At 60.6% G+C, this 19,146-nt stretch carries 17 protein-coding genes; 15 read left to right on the top strand and 2 right to left on the bottom strand.

All coding sequences use genetic code 11. The features are described 5' to 3' along the window. The first annotated feature begins 79 nt into the window (after positions 1-79). Together AC2FNY_RS18490 and AC2FNY_RS18485 are read left to right on the top strand one after the other, a co-directional pair. Positions 80-1,558 (top strand): aldehyde dehydrogenase, encoded by a 1,479-nt coding sequence (locus AC2FNY_RS18490; protein WP_496803351.1) that lies wholly within the window; start codon positions 80-82, stop codon positions 1,556-1,558. Positions 1,559-1,585: 27 nt separating this feature from the next. After that, entirely contained in the window at positions 1,586-2,821 is a 1,236-nt protein-coding gene (locus AC2FNY_RS18485) for a Tm-1-like ATP-binding domain-containing protein (RefSeq protein WP_496803350.1), read from the top strand. 12 nt (positions 2,822-2,833) lie between these two features. On the opposite strand, the gene AC2FNY_RS18480 is transcribed toward AC2FNY_RS18485, so the two are convergent. After that, positions 2,834-3,700: an IS110 family RNA-guided transposase gene (locus tag AC2FNY_RS18480; protein WP_496803349.1), complete on the bottom strand. Its 867-nt coding sequence runs from the start codon at positions 3,698-3,700 to the stop codon at positions 2,834-2,836. On the opposite strand from AC2FNY_RS18480, the gene AC2FNY_RS18475 reads away from it, so the two are divergent. Then, complete coding sequence (locus AC2FNY_RS18475; protein WP_496803348.1) at positions 3,677-4,216, top strand: hypothetical protein; 540 nt, start codon at positions 3,677-3,679, stop codon at positions 4,214-4,216. The genes AC2FNY_RS18480 and AC2FNY_RS18475 overlap by 24 nt on opposite strands. Positions 4,217-4,317: 101 nt before the next feature. Here the strand turns inward: AC2FNY_RS18475 and AC2FNY_RS18470 are convergent, their stop codons facing one another. Next, entirely contained in the window at positions 4,318-5,595 is a 1,278-nt protein-coding gene (locus AC2FNY_RS18470; protein WP_496803347.1) for an RNA polymerase factor sigma-54, read from the bottom strand. Positions 5,596-5,673: 78 nt separating this feature from the next. Here AC2FNY_RS18470 and AC2FNY_RS18465 point away from each other — a divergent pair, with 78 nt between their 5' ends. The 12 genes from AC2FNY_RS18465 to AC2FNY_RS18410 all read left to right on the top strand — a co-directional run bounded on the left by AC2FNY_RS18465 (position 5,674) and on the right by AC2FNY_RS18410 (position 19,103). Beyond that, a complete protein-coding gene (locus AC2FNY_RS18465) occupies positions 5,674-6,174 on the top strand; it encodes an SRPBCC family protein (protein ID WP_234168297.1) in 501 nt (166 codons plus the stop codon). Positions 6,175-6,209: 35 nt separating this feature from the next. After that, positions 6,210-6,680: a (2Fe-2S)-binding protein gene (locus tag AC2FNY_RS18460; RefSeq protein ID WP_496803346.1), complete on the top strand. Its 471-nt coding sequence runs from the start codon at positions 6,210-6,212 to the stop codon at positions 6,678-6,680. A gap of 14 nt (positions 6,681-6,694) precedes the next feature. After that, entirely contained in the window at positions 6,695-9,049 is a 2,355-nt protein-coding gene (locus AC2FNY_RS18455) for a xanthine dehydrogenase family protein molybdopterin-binding subunit (protein WP_496803345.1), read from the top strand. 13 nt (positions 9,050-9,062) lie between these two features. Next, complete coding sequence (locus tag AC2FNY_RS18450) at positions 9,063-9,860, top strand: FAD binding domain-containing protein (RefSeq protein ID WP_234168291.1); 798 nt, start codon at positions 9,063-9,065, stop codon at positions 9,858-9,860. Between the two features lie 456 nt (positions 9,861-10,316). Continuing rightward, positions 10,317-11,357 carry an ATP-NAD kinase family protein gene (locus AC2FNY_RS18445; RefSeq protein WP_496803344.1) on the top strand — a complete coding sequence of 347 codons (1,041 nt, stop codon included), beginning with the start codon at positions 10,317-10,319 and terminating at the stop codon, positions 11,355-11,357. Positions 11,358-11,373: 16 nt separating this feature from the next. Further along, entirely contained in the window at positions 11,374-12,354 is a 981-nt protein-coding gene (locus AC2FNY_RS18440) for a thiamine pyrophosphate-dependent dehydrogenase E1 component subunit alpha (protein WP_234168288.1), read from the top strand. Between the two features lie 24 nt (positions 12,355-12,378). Further along, positions 12,379-13,386, top strand: a complete 1,008-nt coding sequence (locus tag AC2FNY_RS18435) for an alpha-ketoacid dehydrogenase subunit beta (protein WP_234168286.1) — start codon at positions 12,379-12,381, stop codon at positions 13,384-13,386. Positions 13,387-13,391: 5 nt separating this feature from the next. Beyond that, a complete protein-coding gene (locus AC2FNY_RS18430) occupies positions 13,392-14,492 on the top strand; it encodes an acetoin dehydrogenase dihydrolipoyllysine-residue acetyltransferase subunit (RefSeq protein WP_234140645.1) in 1,101 nt (366 codons plus the stop codon). Positions 14,493-14,632: 140 nt separating this feature from the next. After that, positions 14,633-14,965 carry a carboxymuconolactone decarboxylase family protein gene (locus tag AC2FNY_RS18425; RefSeq protein WP_234168282.1) on the top strand — a complete coding sequence of 111 codons (333 nt, stop codon included), beginning with the start codon at positions 14,633-14,635 and terminating at the stop codon, positions 14,963-14,965. 28 nt (positions 14,966-14,993) lie between these two features. Continuing rightward, entirely contained in the window at positions 14,994-15,473 is a 480-nt protein-coding gene (locus AC2FNY_RS18420) for a peroxiredoxin family protein (RefSeq protein ID WP_496803343.1), read from the top strand. Between the two features lie 168 nt (positions 15,474-15,641). Beyond that, entirely contained in the window at positions 15,642-17,372 is a 1,731-nt protein-coding gene (locus AC2FNY_RS18415) for a sigma-54-dependent Fis family transcriptional regulator (protein WP_496803342.1), read from the top strand. A gap of 99 nt (positions 17,373-17,471) precedes the next feature. After that, positions 17,472-19,103, top strand: coding sequence for an ABC transporter substrate-binding protein (locus tag AC2FNY_RS18410; protein WP_496803341.1), 1,632 nt, complete (start codon positions 17,472-17,474; stop codon positions 19,101-19,103). The last annotated feature ends 43 nt before the right edge of the window (positions 19,104-19,146 follow it).

Genomic DNA, 19,146 nt, shown 5'->3' with positions numbered 1-19,146 from the left:
CACAGGGATTTCTCTATGACAAGCATTTTATGAAACGATGGTTTGAATAATGAACCGATTGAGATGGAGGACCCCGGCCATGGATCAGGCAGCTATCGACGCCCTGCGAACCCGCGTGATCCCGCCGCGCGGCCATGTGATCGGTGGCAGGGTCGAGACTGGGGGAGAGATGCTTGACGTGATCTCGCCCATCGACGGGAGCGTTCTGACGCAGATCGCGCGGGGCGGTTCTCGCGAGGTTGAACGGGCTACGGCCGCCGCGCGCCATGCGTTCAACACCCGTGTCTGGGCGGGGCAACCGCCCGCCGCCCGCAAGAAGGTGCTGACCCGCTTGGCAGAGCTGATCGAGGGTGAGGCGCTGGACCTTGCGGTGCAGGGGGTGCGCGACAACGGCACCGAGATCTCGATGGCCTTCAAGGCCGAAAGCGGCTCGGCCGCCGGGACCTTTCGTTACTACGCCGAGGCGCTGGACAAGGTCTATGGCGAGATTGCCCCGACTGCGGGTGACATTCTGGGCCTTGTCCATAAGGAACCCGTGGGGGTGGTGGGCGCCATCCTGCCGTGGAATTTCCCTCTGATGATCGGCGCGTGGAAGATCGCGCCGGCGCTGGCCATGGGCAATTCCATCGTGGTCAAACCGGCCGAGAGCGCCTCGCTCTCGATCCTGCGTCTGGCGGAACTGGCGCTGGAGGCGGGGCTGCCCGAGGGCGTGTTCAACGTGGTCACCGGCAAGGGATCCGAGGTTGGCGAGGCGATGGGCCTGTCGATGGAGATCGACATTCTGGTCTTTACCGGCTCGGGCGCGGTCGGGCGGCGGTTGTTGGAATACTCCGCCCGTTCGAACCTGAAACGCTGTTACCTTGAGCTGGGCGGCAAGTCGCCCAATGTGGTCTTTGGCGATGTGGCCGATCTGGATCATGCGGCCAAGGTTTCGGCGGCGGGCATCTTTCGCAACTCGGGGCAGGTCTGCGTCGCGGGCTCGCGTCTGATCGTGGAACGGTCGATTCATGACGAATTCGTCGATGCGCTCTGCCGCCATGCCAGCGCGCTGAGGGTGGGCGATCCGCTCGATCTGGGCTCCTCGGTGGGGGCGGTGCATTCGGCGGCGCAGCTGGAGCAGAACCTGCGCTTTGTCGAGACCGCCTTGGCCGAGGGCGCCGATTGCGCGCTCGGCGGCCAGCGCATTCTGGAGGAGACGGGCGGATATTACATGCAGCCCACGGTGATGACCGGTGTGTCGCGCGACGCGACGCTGAACCAGCAGGAGGTGTTTGGCCCGGTGCTGGCGGTCAGCGCCTTCGACACCGAGGCAGAGGCGGTCGATCTGGCCAATTCCACCGTCTATGGTCTGGCTTCGGGTCTGTGGACCTCGGACCTCAGCCGCGCGCATCGGATGGTGCGCGCCATCCGCGCCGGTGTGGTGCATGTGAACACCTATGGCGGCGCTGACGGCACCGTGCCTTTGGGCGGCGTCGGCCAGTCGGGTAACGGTCATGACAAGAGCCTGCATGCGCTCGATAAATACGTGGACCTGAAAACCGCCTGGATGCAACTCTGACGGCGGCCAGAGGGAGGAGAGGCAGAGATGAGTGACAAGACGATCCTGATCGCGGGCACCTATGACACCAAGGATGACGAGCTGAATTATCTGGCTGGCGTGATCAGGGGGCAGGGGGGCGGCGTGCTGTCGATGGATGTCAGCGTGCTGGGCGATCCGTCCCGGCCCACGGATGTCTCGAAGCATGAGGTGGCCGAGGCGGGGGGCAGTTCGATACAGGCGGCCATCGACAGTGGCGACGAGAATGCCGCCATGCAGATCATGGCGCGTGGCGCGGCGGCCAAGGCGCTGGAGCTGTATCTTGCTGGCCGCATCCACGGGGTGATCGTGCTGGGCGGCACCATGGGCACCGATCTGGCGCTGGACCTGTGCGCCGCATTGCCGCTTGGGGTACCGAAATACATCGTCTCGACCGTGTCGTTCTCGCCCCTGCTGCCGCCCGAGCGGATCCCGGCGGATGTGCAGATGATCCTCTGGGCCGGGGGGCTCTACGGGTTGAATTCGATCTGCAAGGCCTCGCTCAGCCAGGCGGCTGGGGCGGTGCTGGGAGCAGCGCGCGCGGTCGAGGCCCCGGTTCGCGCCCGGCCGCTGATCGGCATGACCAGCTTTGGCAAGACGGTGCTGCGCTATATGGTCAGCCTGAAACCGGAGCTGGAGGCGCGCGGATACGAGGTGGCGGTGTTTCATGCCACCGGCATGGGCGGGCGCGCGTTCGAGAGCCTTGCGGCCGAGGGCGCCTTTGCCGCGGTGTTCGATTTCGCGCCGCAAGAGGTGGCAAACCACCTTTACGGCGGCCTCTCGGCGGGGGCTGACAGGATGACCAATGCGGGCAGGCAGGGCATCCCGCAGCTGGTGGCGCCGGGTTGTTACGATCTGGTCGATTATGTCGGCTGGCAGGCGCCGCCCCCGGCGCTGGCCGACCGGCCCAACCACGCCCATAACCGTCTGTTGACCTCGGCAGTGCTGGAGGCGGACGAGCGCCGCGATGTCGCTCGCGCCATTTGTGGCAAACTGGCGGGCGCCAAGGGTCCGGTGGCGTTGATGCTGCCCACCGGGGGCTGCAACGAATGGGACCGCCCCGGTGCGCCGCTGCATGATGCGGACGGGCTGGCGGCCTTTTGCGAGGAGATCCGCAGCACTTGTCCGGCCAATGCCGACCTGGTCGAACTCGATGCCCATATCAACGACGCCGCGTTCTCGGACCGGGCGCTGGCGATCTTTGACGATTGGATGGCGAGGGGGCTGGTCGGCAAAGGGGCTTAGCAACTGTATCTGTCAGGGGTGGCGGGGCTCCCATTCCCGCCGTCTTTTGCACAGAGCATTGGCGATGATGACGAGCTTGCGCGCGACGGCCGTGACGATGACCTTGTGTGGTTTCCCGGCTTTACGGAGCCGATCTGCGAAGGCTTTAAGCGCCGGGTTGTGATGCGAGGCGAACAGTGCTGCCTGGAACAGGACATACCGCAGGGCGCGCCCGCCACCGACGATGGTGCGCTTGCCGCGCAGCGTTCCGCGGTCCTGCTCCACTGGCGCCAGACCGTTCAGCGCCGCAACTTTTTTACCGGTGAGCGCGCCGCGTCCGGGAAGTTCGGCGATCAGCGTCGAACTGGCTGCCGGTCCGATGCCGGGCACGGAACGGAGGATCCGCGTGGTGTCCACGAGACGCCTGTCGTGACCGAGAAGCTCTGAAATTCGGCTTTCCAGCTCGGTGATTGCTACATTCAGCCGCTCTTTCAGCTCCAAATCGATATCCTCGAGAAGCTCCGCAGTTCCGGATTTCCGATGCGCCCGGATCTGCGCCAGAAGCCGCTTTCGCATCTCGACCACCTGTGCCCGCCTGGTGGTCAAAGCCCTGAGAAGACGCAGATGTTCCGCCGGAAGTGCTCGTCCAGCGTCGGGTCTGAAGATCATGAATCGGGCAATGAGTTCAGCATCGATCCTGTCGGTCTTTGCGCGGGTTCCAAGACTACGCGCGAATACCTTGACCTGGGCCGGCGGCACCGGGCGGGCCTCGACGCCTGCGTCCTCCAGATAGAACCAGAGCCGCAATTCCTGCCCGCCCGTCGCCTCGAAGTACACGATGGCCTCGCGGTGTCGGGCCAGATTGGCCACGGCAACATGACCGTCGTCATCATTGGGCATACGGTGGCGCTGACCGTCCGGAAGGCAATGAACATCGAGCCAATCTCGGCTCACGTCTACGGGTCGTTTCCTCTAAAACAGTTCATCAGGCCGACGCACTACTTCGGCACAGGGTTAACCTCAGATAGAGCCTTTGGATTTACAGAATTCGGCCATGGTGCGGGTTGGGGTGCCGCAAGTTATTCCACTTTAGGAGAGAAACTTGCCCCGGAAGTTGTTGAGCAATTCAAGGAAAACATGTCGACCGGCCGGGATTGTGCCGTTGGTTTCGAGTATGGTAGCACGCAACTGACGCACAAATCAGGGATGCTTTTTTCGCTACCCAACACCTGTTCTGCCGTTTCATATTATCTGCTTGACCACCAAGGTTTTGCAGAAATTGGTATTTCCCAGCCATTTCGTTTTATATCATCTCAATGGAATGCCGCGCTTCATGTGCTAAGCGACATCGTCACGGACAAGATCAAGCAATTGAAATTGGATGGTGCGGCGCAAGCTAAAAGCCCCGAACTTTAGAGCAGAAACTCAGAGAAGGTATCCGAGAAGCATTGTTGTGCGGTTCTCTAGACTAAGCCGCACTAAACCAGAAATGCGCGACAGGCATTGTCAAGAAGATGCTACAGGACCTTGCGGGCATGTGCCCCTGGAATGGCAAGCATCTTGCGGTACTTGGCCACGGTACGGCGTGACAGTTTGAAACCAGCTGTCTCCAGTTGCCGCATCAATTGATCATCTGAACTTGGGCGTTTTAGGTCCTCAGTCATGATCAGAAGAGACAACCGCTGTAGTGCCTGCTCTCGTGTCTTGCCTGCAGCCTGGTCCGACGCAAGGCCGAGCGCCAGGAACTCTTTGGCGGGAAACGTGCCGATATCCGTCATGATGCGGCAAGACCTCAAGGCGCGGCTGATGGTGCTTTTGTGGACGCCCACTTCGGATGCGAGCTGTTCGACGGTGAGCGGCAGCTTGTTCCGACTGCGCCCAGATTTAATGAATTTCTCCTGTCGCTGCGCGATCGCGTTGCCCGTCGCCAGCAGCGTGTTGGCACGCTTCTGCATCGCGCGCACCATGTTCGCGGCACTTCTGTAGCAATCCCGATAGTAGCTTTGGGCATTGCCGTCTGTTTCGGTGTTTAACGTCGTTGAAAACAGCCCGTCGTCGGTCAGGATCGAGGGCAGGGCGTCTTGGTTCAGTTCGGCCTGCAAGCCACCGTCGGCGCCGGTCCGGATAATGATTTCCGGTGCGCCCTGCACGTGCCCCACGTCTTGCTTGTCGACCAGCGGAGCGGGATCCAGGCTGCGGATGTCTTTGAGCATGTCGATAGCGTCCTCCTCGTCAACCCCGCACAGCGCGCATATGTTCGGAACGTCCTGTTTGGCCACGAGGTCGAGCCGGCCCAAAAGTGTCTCGATCAAGGGGTCGAACCGGTTCTTGGCTTCAAGCTGGAGCCGGAAACACTCGGCAAGCGAGGTGGCAAAAAGACCGGGGGGATCGACGTGCTCTTGCAGGAGGGGGACCAGCCGAGCGATGTCGTTCACTGAAACGCCAAGGTAGCCTGCCATGTCGTCAAAGCTGTCAGCAAGAAAACCCCGGTCGTCCAGACTGTGCAAAAGCCCGATTGCCAGCTCGGACTCTTGCCGGGTCAAGCGGATCAGTCCGATCTGCTTGCCGATGTCGTCGAGCGCGGTTTCCTGCGACGGCCCGTCGAGATCATAGGCCGGACTGCCGCCGCCCGGTGCGCCGGTCGGGATGGCGACAAGAAAGGCGTTCCGGCGTCTTTCGCGCGATATGACCCGGATGGCTTCGTCAGGCCCCATCTCGAGCAGGGCCAGGGAGTTGCGCATGGTTTGCGTCAGCGCCAGCTTCTGCGTCTGCGCCTGTCTTTGTGTCTGTCGCATTGCGGCTCCATAACCGATGTCCCCCAACCGGTTTGGCATACCTGTTGCTTGCTATCAACGAAAAGGTCAGGGGGATTTATGGATCTTATTGGTTCAAGAACAATCGCCGCATCAACGGACGTGGTGTGGCAGGCGATCCTGTCCGCGGATGTTCTGCAGGCCTGCGTGCCGGGATGCACCGAAATGTCCGGCTCTCCCGAGGATGGGTTTGAGGCGACGGTGGTGCAGAAGGTTGGGCCCGTCAAAGCAACATTCAAGGGAGTGGTAACGCTCTCCAACATGGTGCCCCGCACGAGTCTTATGTTGAGCGGTGAGGGCAAGGGTGGCGCCGCCGGCTTCGCCAGGGGCGGTGCGAAGGTTCATCTGGAGGCCGAGGGCTCAGGGACCGTGCTCCATTACAACGTGGAAGCCAAGGTTGGCGGCAAGTTGGCACAGCTCGGGTCACGGATCATCGACGGCTTTGCCAGGAAGATGGCCGATCAGTTCTTCGAGAACCTTCAGAAGCAGATCGAAGGGCCTTCCGAGGGCGATGGCAACGAAACAGCAAAGAAGGGGTGGTTCAAAAAGCTGGTCAGCTGAGAACCCGGCCCAGGCAAAACTCAAGGGAGGAATGAATGTCTGAGATCAAGATGACCGTGAACGGCAAGCCCGTGCGCGGTGATGTGAAGGATAACACTTTGCTCGTGGACTTTATCCGCGAACACCTGCGCCTGACCGGAACCCATGTGGGATGTGACACGTCGCAATGCGGCGCTTGTGTTGTGCATGTCAATGGCAAGGCGATCAAGTCCTGCACGATGCTGGCGGCATCAGCCGATGGCGCCGAGGTGACAACAATCGAAGGTGTGGCCAATGGTGATCTGCATCCGATGCAAAAGGCGTTCAACGACAATCACGGGCTGCAATGTGGCTTTTGCACTCCGGGGATGATCATGAGCGGGATCGATATGGTCCAGCGCTACAAGTCGGCGGGCAAAACGCTTGATGAAGCCGCCATCCGCCATGAGCTTGAAGGCAATATCTGCCGCTGCACCGGCTACCACAACATTGTGAAATCCATAGCCCAGGCCGCTGGCGAGATGTAAGGGGAGGAAATCGAATGAGCCAAGGAATAGGTGCGCCGGTCAAGCGCAAGGAAGATAAGCGCTTCACCACCGGCAAAGGTAAATACACCGACGACATCCGAATGGAGAACCAGGCCTACGCCGCTTTTGTGCGGTCACCTTTCGCGCACGCCCGCGTAAGGAATATCGACACCAGCGCTGCCATGGTCATGGACGGTGTCATTGCCATCCATAATGGCGCGGAACTGACCGGTGACGGTATCGGCAACATCATTTGCGGCTGGGCGATCACCTCAAAGGATGGCAGCCCCATGAATATGGGCGCCTGGTCGGCGCTGGCGACCGAAAAGACCCGCTATGTCGGCGACGCGGTGGCCATCGTCATCGCCGAGACAAAGGCCCAGGCCCGCGCGGCCGCAGAGGCGGTCGATGTCGATTATGAAGAGCTTCCGGTGGCCGCGACCATCGCGGCGGCGCTGGCCGATGATGCGCCACAGATCCACGAGAACGCTGCGGGCAACATCGTCTATGACTGGGAAATCGGTGAAAGGGACGCGACGGACAAGGCGCTTGCCAATGCCGCTCATGTCACCGAGATGGATATCACCAACAACCGGCTCAGCCCCAATCCGATGGAGCCGCGCTCGGCAATCGCCACTTTTGACGAGGCCGAGGATCACTATACGCTGTACACAACCAGCCAGAATCCGCACGTGGCGCGTCTTGTCCTCAGCGCGTTCTATCAGGTCGCACCCGAACACAAGCTGCGCGTGATCGCACCGGATGTGGGCGGCGGGTTCGGCTCGAAAATCTACATCTACCCCGAAGAGATTGCATGCCTTTGGGCGTCGATGAAAACCAATCGTTCGGTGAAGTGGACGTCTGACCGGACCGAGGCGTTTCTGACCGATGCCCATGGCCGCGATCATTTGACCAAGGCCAGGATGGGGTTCGACGCCGAAGGACGGATCGTCGGGTTCAAGGTGTCGACCAAGGCCAATTTCGGCGCCTATATGTCGCTCTTTTCCAGCGCAGTACCCACCTATCTCTATGCTACGCTGTTATCGGGCACATACAACATTCCCAACATCTATTGCGAGGTGCTGGGGGTCTATACCAACACCGTGCCGGTCGATGCTTATCGCGGGGCAGGGCGGCCCGAGGCGTCCTATCTCGTCGAACGCATGATGGAGACCGCAGCGCGCGAGTTGGGCAAGGACCCAGCCGAGCTGCGCAACATCAACTTCATCCGTGAATTTCCGCATCAGACGCCGGTCATCATGAACTACGACAGCGGCGATTTCGAAGGCAACATGCGTCAGGCGATGGAGGCCGCGGACTGGGCGGGGTTCGCCGCGCGCAAGGCCGAAAGCAGGGCGCGCGGTAAACTACGGGGCATCGGCATGTCGTGCTATATCGAAGCTTGCGGGATTGCGCCTTCGGCAGCGGTCGGGTCGCTGGGTGCGGGTGTCGGGCTTTGGGAAAGCGCCGAGGTGCGAATGAATCCCGTCGGCACGATCGAGGTGCTCACCGGATCGCACAGCCACGGCCAGGGGCACGAGACAACCTTTGCGCAGGTGGTGGCGGACCGGTTCGGCGTTCCGATCGACAGCGTGCAGATCGTGCATGGCGACACCGACAAGGTGCAGTTTGGCATGGGGACCTATGGCTCGCGTTCGGGCCCGGTCGGCATGTCGGCCATCGTCAAGGCGCTCGACAAGGTCGAGGCCAAGATCAGGAAACTGGCCGCACACCTGCTGGAAGTATCCGAGGCCGACATTGTCATCGAAGACGCCCAGGCCAAGGTCGTCGGCACCAACAAGTCACTGGCATGGCACGAGATCGGACTGGCGGCCTATACCGGCCACAACCTGCCCGAGGGGATGGAGCCGGGTTTGAAGGAGGGGGCGTTCTATGACCCGCTGAACTTCACCTTCCCAATGGGCTGCTTCATCTGCGAGGTCGAGGTTGACCCGCAGACCGGCAAGACCGAGATCGTCAGCTTTGTCGCATCGGACGATTTTGGCACGATCATCAACCCGATGATTGTCGAAGGCCAGGTGCATGGCGGTATCGCGCAGGGCGTTGGGCAGGCCATGCTGGAGGAGGTCAGATACAGCGAAGACGGCCAGCAATTGTCAGCCTCTTACATGGATTACGCCATGCCCCGCGCCGATGATCTGCCCAACTTCGAAGTTCTTCATCACGGCACGACCTGCACTACGAACCCGTTGGGGATGAAGGGGTGCGGAGAGGCAGGTGCCATCGGCACACCGCCTGCGGTCATCAACGCGATTACCAGCGCAATCGGAAACAATGATCTGAACATGCCTGCGACGCCCGCAAAGGTCTGGGCGGCTATCAACGCAGCCAGGATCGCAGCGGAATAGAGGAGGTCAGGATATGCACAACGCAAATTATCACGCCGCGCACACGACTGCAGACGCGGCATCGCTTTTGGCTTCGGCCGAAGATGGTGTCTTGCTGGCGGGCGGGCAGACACTCTTGCCGACCATGAAGGCCCGATTGGCAGCCCCGTCGGACCTTGTCGATATCTCTCGGGCAGAAGAGCTGCGCGGCATTTCGATCGCAGATGGAGCTGTCACGATTGGTGCGATGACGACCCATTCGGAAGTGGCCAGCAATTCGGACCTGCAAACCGCATTCCCGGCACTTTGCTCGCTGGCGGGCCGCATCGGCGATCCGGCTGTGCGTCATCGCGGCACCATTGGCGGAAGCCTGGCAAACAACGACCCGGCGGCCTGTTATCCGGCGGCTGTACTGGCCACTGGTGCAACCATCTCAACCAACACGCGCGACATCGCGGCGGACGATTACTTTCAAGGAATGTTCACCACCGCGCTGAAAGAGGGAGAGATCATCACCTCGGTGACACTGCCCATTCCGCAAGCTGCGCATTACCAGAAGTTTGCGCAGCCTGCTTCGCGTTTTGCTCTGGTGGGTGTGTTCGTCGCGAAATACGCCGACGGCGTCAGGGTCGCTGTGACGGGCGCATCCGAGGACGGAGTTCATCGCTGGACGGAAGCCGAGGTTGCCCTGAGTGACAGCTTCGCGGCAGAGGCGGTTGCCGACCTGGCGGTCTCCGCCGACGGTCTAATTTCGGATTTGCACGGGGATGGCGCTTACCGGGCGAACCTCGTGAAGGTGCTGACCGGACGCGCTGTCACAGCCGCTGGCTGACGTCGGCCGGACCTGGACGCCGCCGGGGCCGTGCTGCCTCGGGCGTCCGGGTTCGCCCTGTTTCCGTCTCATTGGCGACCGCTGTCTGGTCGACGCAATCATGTGCCCTGACCATCATGAGGCAAGCCGTGGAGCCGTCCGATCGGTCCGCGGCTCCATTTTGTTGGCGACGCCCGACCGTTGGCCACTCTCATACGACGGTAATATTGGTCGTGTACTGAGTTGCGCGCCTCAGTCTGCCTGAAATTATGCCATACAAGGTCGAGCCCGAAGCCGCCTGACAACGCTCGTCGGCAACGTCCGGATCTTGGGTCTGACAACTGCGGGGACGCCAAGCGCCCGACCGTCCTGCGCCTCGCTTTTCCTATCTCACCGCACTGACTCGATACGGGCGGAGGGCGCGGCCCGGCGCTTGGCACACTTGTTGCTTTATCTGGGTAAATGGAGGCGTCGCCCGTGACCAAAGTCGGCATCATTGCAAATCCGGTTTCTGCCCGTGACATTCGCAGGATTGTCAGTCACGCGGGCAATCTTCCGATCAACGACAGGGCCAATATCGTTCTGCGTATGCTGACGGGGCTCTCGGCCACTGGGGTCGACGAGGTTGTGATTATGCCCGAGAATGGCGGCATCCGGACCCAGCTAATGCGCACGATCGAGCGCGAAAGCAAGACAGGCCGACAGCGCTTTCCGAAGGTCACCTACCTTGATATGCCGGTGACCTGCACATCGGACGACAGCGCCGAAGCCGCGCGCCAGATGCATGATCAGGGCGTTGGTGCCATCGTGGTTCTGGGCGGCGACGGAACCAATCGCGTCGTTGTCTCCAGGTGCGGTAACACCCCAATTGCGGGGGTATCGACGGGAACCAACAACGCATTCCCTGAGCTACGCGAGCCGACGATCACCGGCCTTGCTGTCGGACTTGCCGTGACAGGGCAGGTGCCGTGCGACCACGCATTTTCCTACAACAAGAGGCTGGAAGTCCGCGTCAACGATCAGCGCGAGATTGCCCTGGTCGATGTCGCCGTCGTCTCGGAGAGATTCATCGGCGCGCGGGCGATCTGGAAGACCGAAAGCTTTCGGGATCTTTTTGTGACATTTGGCCGACCGGATGGGATCGGCATGTCTTCGATTATTGGCCTTTTGGCACCGCTGGATCGCGAAACACCAAAGGGACGCCGTGTCCGCCTGCTCCCACTTGAGACGGCCAAGACCCGCCTGACCGCCCCTATCGCGCCGGGGCTGATCGAAGAGGTCGGGATCGGCGCCGTGGAAACGATCGTCCCGGACGATGTCTACCTGCCCAGCGTCTCGGCCGGTTCCTTTGCGCTCGATGGTGAGCGTGAACTGACCTTCAGCGAAATCGACGATGTGAGCATCCGGCTTCAGGCCGATGCCTTCCGCACGATTAACGTGCCCGATTGCATGGCCTACGCCGCCAAGTACGGGCTTCTCACCAAGGAAGCGAATGGTTCGCTTCATGTCGCTCAGTAACAAAAGGGAGGACCTCATGAGCAACCCATTCCCACTGGAGAAAGATGGGCTCTTGGACGCCTATCGCCGGATGAAGACGATCCGGGAATTCGAGGAGCGCTTGCATGTCGATTTCGGCCGCGGCGACATTCCGGGCTTTGTGCACCTGTATGCCGGCGAAGAAGCCGCCGGCGTCGGCATCATGATGCATTTGCAAGACCATGACCGCATAGCATCAACCCACCGCGGGCACGGCCACTGCATTGCCAAGGGTGTCGATGTCAAAGCCATGATGGCCGAAATTTATGGCAAGGCCACCGGGTCGTGCGCGGGCAAGGGCGGCTCGATGCATATTGCCGACCTGTCCAAGGGCATGATGGGCGCGAACGGTATTCTGGGTGCGGGGGCACCGCTGGTCTGCGGAGCCGCACTGGCGGCGCAAAAGCTTGGCCACGACGGGGTCGGCATTACCTTCTTCGGGGACGGCGCGTCGAACCAGGGTACCGTTCTGGAATCGATGAACCTGGCCGCCATCTGGAACTTGCCTGCGATCTTCGTGGTGGAGAACAACGGCTATGCTGAATCGACCTCCGTCGATTACGCTGTCGCCTCCGACTCCTACGTCGATCGCGCAACTGGCTTCGGTATGCCGGGCATCACCGTCGATGGCACCGACTTCTTTGCCGTCTACGAGGCGGCGGGCGAGGTCATCAAGCGCGCCCGCGAAGGGGCTGGCCCAACGCTTCTTGAGTGCAAGATGATCCGGTTCTTTGGTCACTTCGAAGGCGATGCGCAGACCTATCGTGCGCCGGGCGAAAACGAAGACAACCGCAAGAACCGCGACTGTCTGAAGATCTTCCGCGCGAAAGTGACCGAGGCCGGGGTTTTGACCGATGCCGAACTGGACGCGATCGATGCCGAGGTCCTCGCCTTGATCGACGAGGCCGTCAAAGAGGCAAAAGCCGCGCCGCTGCCTGGCCCCGCAGAACTGACCACCGACGTGTACGTCGCCTATTAACGACAAGACAAGGAGGATTGAGAAATGGCTCGTACACTGAGCATGAAAGACGCGATCAACGAAGCGATTGATCAGGAAATGGCCCGCGACAAGACCGTCATCATGATGGGCGAAGACATCGTGGGCGGCGCGGGCGCCGCAGGCGAAGATGACGCCTGGGGCGGGGTTCTTGGGGTCTCCAAAGGGCTCTACCACAAGCACCCCAAGCAGATGATCGACACGCCTTTGTCGGAAAGCGCCTATGTGGGGGCGGCCATCGGCGCCGCGACCTGCGGGCTCCGTCCGATTGCGGAACTTATGTTCATCGACTTCATGGGCGTCTGCCTGGACCAGATCTACAACCAGGCGGCCAAGTTCCGCTACATGTTCGGCGGCAAGGCCGAAACGCCGGTGGTGATCCGTGCGATGTGCGGCGCGGGCTTCCGCGCGGCGGCCCAGCACAGTCAGATGCTGACACCGATCTTCACCCACATTCCGGGTCTCAAGGTGGTCTGCCCCTCGAACGCCTATGACACCAAGGGTCTTCTGATCCAGGCGATCCGCGACAATGATCCGGTCATCTTCCTGGAGCACAAGAACCTCTACGCCTCCGAATGCGATGTGCCGGAAGAGCCTTATGCGATCCCCTTTGGCGAGGCCAATATCGCCCGCGAAGGCAGCGACGTGACCATTGTGGCCTATGGCCTGATGGTGCCGAATTCGCTGGCGGCGGCGGAAACACTGAAGAAGGAGGGCATCGACTGCGAAGTGATCGACCTGCGCACGCTTTCGCCCATCGACATGGACACGGTGATCGAGAGCGTCGAGGAAACCGGGCGACTGGTCTGCGTGGACGAAGCCAACCCGCGGTGCTCGATCGCGACGGACGTCTCGGCGACGGTTGCGCGGGATGCGTTCAAGGCGCTGAAGGCCCCGATCGAGATGGTCACCGCGCCGCATACGCCGGTGCCGTTCTCGCCCTCGCTCGAAGACCTCTATATCCCGTCGCCCGACCGGATCGCAGAGGCCGTGCGCAAGACGATGGGGGCGTAAGTCGGATGAGCGATCAAATCGTACCGATCCTGATGCCGAAATGGGGGCTTTCCATGAAAGTGGGCACCCTTGCCGCCTGGCATGTGGAAGAAGGAACTCAGATCAACCCTGGCGACGAGATCATGGATGTCGAGACCGATAAGATCGCAAATGTCGTGGAGGCCGCCGACGGTGGCCTCCTGCGCAGATGCGTCGGGACAGCCGGAGAGATTTATCCGGTTCAGGCTCTTTTGGGTGTCCTGGCGCCGGCGTCGGTCTCGGATGCCGAGATCGACGCCTATGTTGCGGCCTTCGAGATGCCCGAGGTCGAGGAAGACGGAGAGGAAGTTCCCAGCCATCAGACAGCCGACCTTGAAATCGGCCGTATCCGCTATTTGACGCGGGAGGGCGAAGGCACCCCGGTCATTTTCATTCACGGGTTTGGCGGCGACAGCGACAATTGGCTTTTCAACGTTGATGCGATTGCGGCTGATGCTCCGGTCTATGCACTTGACTTGCCTGGTCATGGCGGGTCGGTAAAGTCCATCGACAACCCCGGTCTTGGCACGATGGTGACGGCCGTCATTCAATTGATGGATCACTTGTCCATCGAAAAGGCACATTTGGTTGGCCATTCGATGGGGGGGCTGGTTTCGGGACAGACGGCGATTGACCATGTGGGGCGAGTGGCATCGCTGACGCTGATCTGCTCGGCGGGTCTGGGGGATGAAATCAACCCAGACTATATCGGTGGATTTGTTTCGGCGGCGTCCCGCAAGGAGTTGAAGCCGGTGCTGAAACACCTCTTTGCCGATGACAGCCTCGTCAGCCGCTCGATGGTGGATGATCTGCTGAAGTACAAGCGCCTCGATGGTGTCCAGGCGTTCCTGGACGCGCTCAAAGGCAATCTGTTTTCACAAGGAAAGCAGGGCGCGAGCATCGCTGCGGGAGTCGCCGCGTCGGGCGTCCCGACGACCGTGATCTGGGGGGCGGAGGACGCCGTTATTCCGCCAAGCCATGCCAGCGCAATCAGCGGCGCCAAGGTCGAAGTGATCGCGGATGCCGGGCACATGGTCATGATGGAGAATGCCGCACGCGTGAACGAGCTGATCAAGGCTCAGCTCTGATTGCTCCTGTCGCACTGGCGCATCTGCGCAAAAGTGCGGTCGATGTGTCTCGTCGGACTGGCCGTATGCGAGCACATCTCAAGTCCCGTCCGGTGACCTCCCCGCCGGACGGGAACATCCAATGACAGAAAGTAAAGAACATGAGCGCACATAACGAAAAGCTGGCCGAGGCCAACAAACGACTGATGGGTTTGTTCAAAGCCGATCAGAAAACCATGATGGCCTTCAAAGGGCTCGCAGATACCGCTGCTAGGGAAGGGAAGATTTCCACGGCGATGAAAGAGACCATTGCCGTTGCGATCGCAGCCGCACGCGGATGCGAGGATTGCATCCTCTACCATGTGAACGAAGCCAAATCCCATGGGGCCGACCGTGACACATTGGTCGAAGTCTTGGCTGTAGCAGTCGAAATGTCGGGCGGGCCGGGCACGGTCTACGCCGCCAAGGCCCTTGATGCCTATGATCACCTTTGACGACATCCTACATTTTCAGGAGGTTTCCATGGAAGTCGGATCGAGCATTCCTTCCACGCCGGTTCAGCAGTTCGAAGGCGGCGAAATCAAGCAAATCGACCTTTCAGAATTCTCGAAAGGCAAGACGGTTCTGGTGGTCGCGATGCCGGGCGCATTCACGCCCACCTGCGCAGATGACCATGTTCCGGGTTATCTGCAAAACGCTGACAAGTTCCTGTCAAAGGGCGTCGACGACATCGTTATTCTGGCGACAAGCGATTTCTTCGTCGTAAAAGCTTGGGCGGACAGCCTGAACCCACCGGCGAACGTACATTTCATGGCAGATGGAAGTCAGGTCTTTGCCAAGGCCGCGGACCAATTGCTTGATCTAACGGAACTTGGTCTTGGTATGCGCACCCAGCGGTACGCTGCTTTGGTACGGAACGGCAATGTTGTGAGTATTGCCGTCGAACCGGATGCAACCGCAGTCACGGTGTCCGGCGCAAAAGCCGTTTTGGGGGGTCTCTGACGAATCCGTCTCAAATGCGACGGGCTCGCATGACGGTCACGCGCCCCACGAAACTAGTCTTCTACGGTAAGGAGTCGCCTTATTTTGCGAAGCATGATAACGATATTTGCGCCTACGGGGATACATTCCCAGTAGGTTCTCATTCGACACTTTGGGAGGGGTGGCGAAATGAACCAGACAATCGTGTTTGAAAAGCACGTCCAGGAAATTGTTGATGCCGCGGAAGGCAGAGCAACCGAGCGCGACCCCGAGGTCGTGCAATCCTGGCTTCGCTGCCTTAACGAGCATGAACTCGATCCGGAACACAGAGGCGAAGCACGGATCCTGCCGGAAACCACGTTGCGCCAGCACCGTCAGGAGGCCGAGGACCTACTGTCCATTGCGCGCTTCGGCATGGAGGATCTCTACCGGCGTGTGAATTCGATGGGCTACGTCCTGCTCTTGACCGATGCTAAGGGCGTCACAGTCGATTTCATCGGCGACGAAAAAGTTGATCGTGAACTTAAGCGGGCGGGGCTATATATCGGTTCGGAATGGTCGGAAGCGAATGCCGGCACCTGCGGCGTTGGGGCTTGCCTTGCCTCTGGCGAAGCGTTGACGATCCATCAAACGGATCATTTCGACATGGCACATACGCCGCTGAGTTGCACGGCTGCCCCGATCTATCATGTCGATGGGTCGCTGATCGGTGTGCTGGATGTCTCTTTGCTGATGTCGCCTTCGGAAAAGTACAGTCAGGCGCTCACACTCGAAGTCGTGAAATCCTGCGTTCGCCGCATTGAGCTTGCGAACCTCATGAATTCCCGCAAGTCCGACTGGATCATGCGGCTGAACACTACCTCGGAGTTTCTGGGTGTCGACCCGAATTGCGCGGTGTCGGTGGCGGCCGATGGCACCATTTCCGGCCTGACGCATGGCGCTCACCGCCTCTTTGCCAAGACGCTCGGCCAGGATTGGAAAACGCGCCAGGGATTCGTCGGGAAACCATTCGAGGATGTCTTCGACTTCGATTTCAACGATATTCCCCGTCTGCTGGGGGCAGAGACCCCGGGTGAGCAGGCGTTGGAAATGTCCGACGGTCAGATCATGTTCGCCGATGTGCGCGCGCCGGTGAAATCGGTCAGCGTCGCGTCGAAGCCGGCGATGCCCGATGCGCTGACCCGTATTCACGGCGGTGATGGCAAGATGCTTGCACTGGCCGGAAAAGCTGCCCGGATCGTGGACAAGCACATCAGTATCATTCTTGAGGGTGAAACCGGGGTCGGGAAAGAGTTCGTCGCCAAGGCGCTTCACAAGGCGCGCAAGAAGAAGGGGCCGTTCGTGGCCATCAATTGCGCGGCATTGCCTGAAGCATTGATTGAAAGCGAGCTTTTCGGCTACGCGCCCAATTCCTTTACCGGCGCCCATGCCAAAGGCAAGAAGGGCCTGATCGAACAGGCCAATGGCGGCACGCTCTTTCTCGATGAAATCGGTGATATGCCTCTGGCGCTGCAGGCGCGGTTGCTGCGCGTGCTGGCCGAAAAAGAGGTCATGGCGGTCGGCGCGACAAAACCGGTGCCGGTGGACGTGCGCGTCGTGTCGGCGTCGCACCGAAATCTCAAGGCTTTGGTCGATGCCGGACAGTTCCGCCAGGATCTCTTCTACCGCCTCAACGGCGTCGTCCTGCAAATCCCCGCCTTGCGCGAACGCCAGGACAAGTCATGGGTGATCGATCAGGTCGCTCGTGTCGTCTCGCCCGATGCACCGCTGCATTTCTCGAAGGAAGCCAGGCAGGCGCTGCTTGGCTACGACTGGCCCGGGAACATCCGCGAGTTGATAACCACGCTAGAAGTCTGCCTTGCACTCTACGATGGTGACACGGTCGAACTACCTGATTTGCCAGAGCAAATTCTCGGCTAGATCTGTCTGGACGAGCCATAGATCACTCCCGGTTAGGCCTTGGCACACTTGTTGCTTATCTCTCCCTGACAACATTGGATGTCCAAATGGGAGGGAAAAATGTCATCTAAGACACCAAATGTGATTCAACCATCTCGCCGCGAGTTCCTGAAGAGCTCCACGGCAACGCTGGCTGCGGCAGGCGGCATGGGAATGCTGGGGAATTTCATGGCTGCCCCGGCCTTTGCCAATGGTTATGCCGCAGGCATGACCGGCGGCCCGACCGGTTTTGATGGCGCCGAGCGGTTCCAGTACAACAACACCATGTCGGAAGGGCGCGCCATCGAGGGCATCAAGGCGCTGCGCGAAGCCGGCAACGTGCCGCAGAAGATCACCATGCTTCTGACCGACGGGGCGATCGGACAGATCACCAAACCTTTCCCGGATGGGGCACCGTCAGCCAAGGAGGTCTGGGAGCGCGAGACCGGCATCGAGATCGACATCATCGGCGCGCCCGCCGAAGACATCTTCAAGAAGGTTATGCAGGATGTCACGACGGGGGGCGGCTCTTTCGACATCTACACCGGGCCGTGGAACTCGACCGGCGATCTGGTGTCGTCGGGCGGGGCGGTCAACTGTTCTGATTTCGTCACGCGGTATCAGCCCGATTGGGGTGATCGCGAACGCGGAACGACGACACCCGAAAACGAGAAGCTGCTCTATACCTACGCCGGCGATTACTATTCCGTCTCGCTCGACGGCGATTATCAGACCTGGTTCTACCTCAAGGGTCTTTACGAAGACCCGCGTGTGCAGGAGGCCTTCCTAAGCGAGACCGGGGCAGAGCTGAAAACACCTGACACGTGGGACGAGGTCGATCGCATCTCGAAATTCTTCACAGGCAAGGATTTCGGCAACGGCACGATGTATGGCAACGGCAACCTGATGAGCCCGTTCTGGGGTCTTGCGACCTTCTATGCCCGCTTCGCCTCGATGGATTTCCCGAACTTCCACTTCTTCGACGCGGACGCGAATCCTCAACTGAACACCGAGCTCGGGATCCAATGCGCCGAAGAACACGTGCGGTCCTTCGAGTGGTCGCCGCCGGACTCGCTGACCTTCACATGGGCCGAGGCCTACGCCACCATGTGGAACCTGCTGATCCCTCACACCGCGATCTACACCAACCTGGTGAAGTTCGGTGACGGGTTCAACGCCGACGGCACTCCGAAATCGAAGGCCACCGGCATGATCGGAAGCCACCTGCCTGTCGGGCGACGCTTCGGTGACAAGATCAACCGCCGCTCGGTGCTCTACTACAACATCACCGCGTGGATCTCGTCACAGTCGAGCCATCCCGAGGCCGCCTATCTCTTCCTGCAGTGGCTCAGCTCGACTCGTACCTACACCTGGATGGCCGGCAACCCGGGCGGATATTTCGACCCGTTCCAGCAGGCGAACTTCAGGGAACCGCTCGTGGCGTCGACCTACCACCCGTACTCGATGGAGACGATCCCGGCGACGATTGCGCGGTCGGTTCCGTCGATCAACTTCGCCGGGCAGACCGCGCTGGACAACGCCCTGGATGAGGAGATCCAGGCCGCGATCACCGGTCAGAAAACGGCACGCGAGGCAATGGACGCCGCCCAAGGCAAATGGGAGCGGATCATCAAACGTCAGCGTCGCAACGGCATCGTGGATGCCATCAAGGCGAGCCGCGAAACCTGGCCTACCATCGTCGACGACGCATAGTCCTGCGTCGGAAGTCTTCGGGGCCCGGAAACATGCCCGGGCC

The organism is Ruegeria sp. BHSC223 (genome assembly GCF_059613025.1).
The sequence above is the reverse complement of the archived record's forward strand: the minus strand, read 5'-3'. Positions and strand labels throughout refer to the sequence as shown.

Coding starts and splice junctions, on each gene's coding strand:
- AC2FNY_RS18490 (WP_496803351.1), top strand. CDS start 80: ATGGATCAGGCAGCTATCGACGCCCTGCGAACCCGCGTGATCCCGCCG.
- AC2FNY_RS18485 (WP_496803350.1), top strand. CDS start 1,586: ATGAGTGACAAGACGATCCTGATCGCGGGCACCTATGACACCAAGGAT.
- AC2FNY_RS18475 (WP_496803348.1), top strand. CDS start 3,677: ATGACCGTCGTCATCATTGGGCATACGGTGGCGCTGACCGTCCGGAAG.
- AC2FNY_RS18480 (WP_496803349.1), bottom strand. CDS start 3,700: ATGCCCAATGATGACGACGGTCATGTTGCCGTGGCCAATCTGGCCCGA.
- AC2FNY_RS18470 (WP_496803347.1), bottom strand. CDS start 5,595: ATGCGACAGACACAAAGACAGGCGCAGACGCAGAAGCTGGCGCTGACG.
- AC2FNY_RS18465 (WP_234168297.1), top strand. CDS start 5,674: ATGGATCTTATTGGTTCAAGAACAATCGCCGCATCAACGGACGTGGTG.
- AC2FNY_RS18460 (WP_496803346.1), top strand. CDS start 6,210: ATGTCTGAGATCAAGATGACCGTGAACGGCAAGCCCGTGCGCGGTGAT.
- AC2FNY_RS18455 (WP_496803345.1), top strand. CDS start 6,695: ATGAGCCAAGGAATAGGTGCGCCGGTCAAGCGCAAGGAAGATAAGCGC.
- AC2FNY_RS18450 (WP_234168291.1), top strand. CDS start 9,063: ATGCACAACGCAAATTATCACGCCGCGCACACGACTGCAGACGCGGCA.
- AC2FNY_RS18440 (WP_234168288.1), top strand. CDS start 11,374: ATGAGCAACCCATTCCCACTGGAGAAAGATGGGCTCTTGGACGCCTAT.
- AC2FNY_RS18435 (WP_234168286.1), top strand. CDS start 12,379: ATGGCTCGTACACTGAGCATGAAAGACGCGATCAACGAAGCGATTGAT.
- AC2FNY_RS18430 (WP_234140645.1), top strand. CDS start 13,392: ATGAGCGATCAAATCGTACCGATCCTGATGCCGAAATGGGGGCTTTCC.
- AC2FNY_RS18425 (WP_234168282.1), top strand. CDS start 14,633: ATGAGCGCACATAACGAAAAGCTGGCCGAGGCCAACAAACGACTGATG.
- AC2FNY_RS18420 (WP_496803343.1), top strand. CDS start 14,994: ATGGAAGTCGGATCGAGCATTCCTTCCACGCCGGTTCAGCAGTTCGAA.
- AC2FNY_RS18415 (WP_496803342.1), top strand. CDS start 15,642: ATGAACCAGACAATCGTGTTTGAAAAGCACGTCCAGGAAATTGTTGAT.
- AC2FNY_RS18410 (WP_496803341.1), top strand. CDS start 17,472: ATGTCATCTAAGACACCAAATGTGATTCAACCATCTCGCCGCGAGTTC.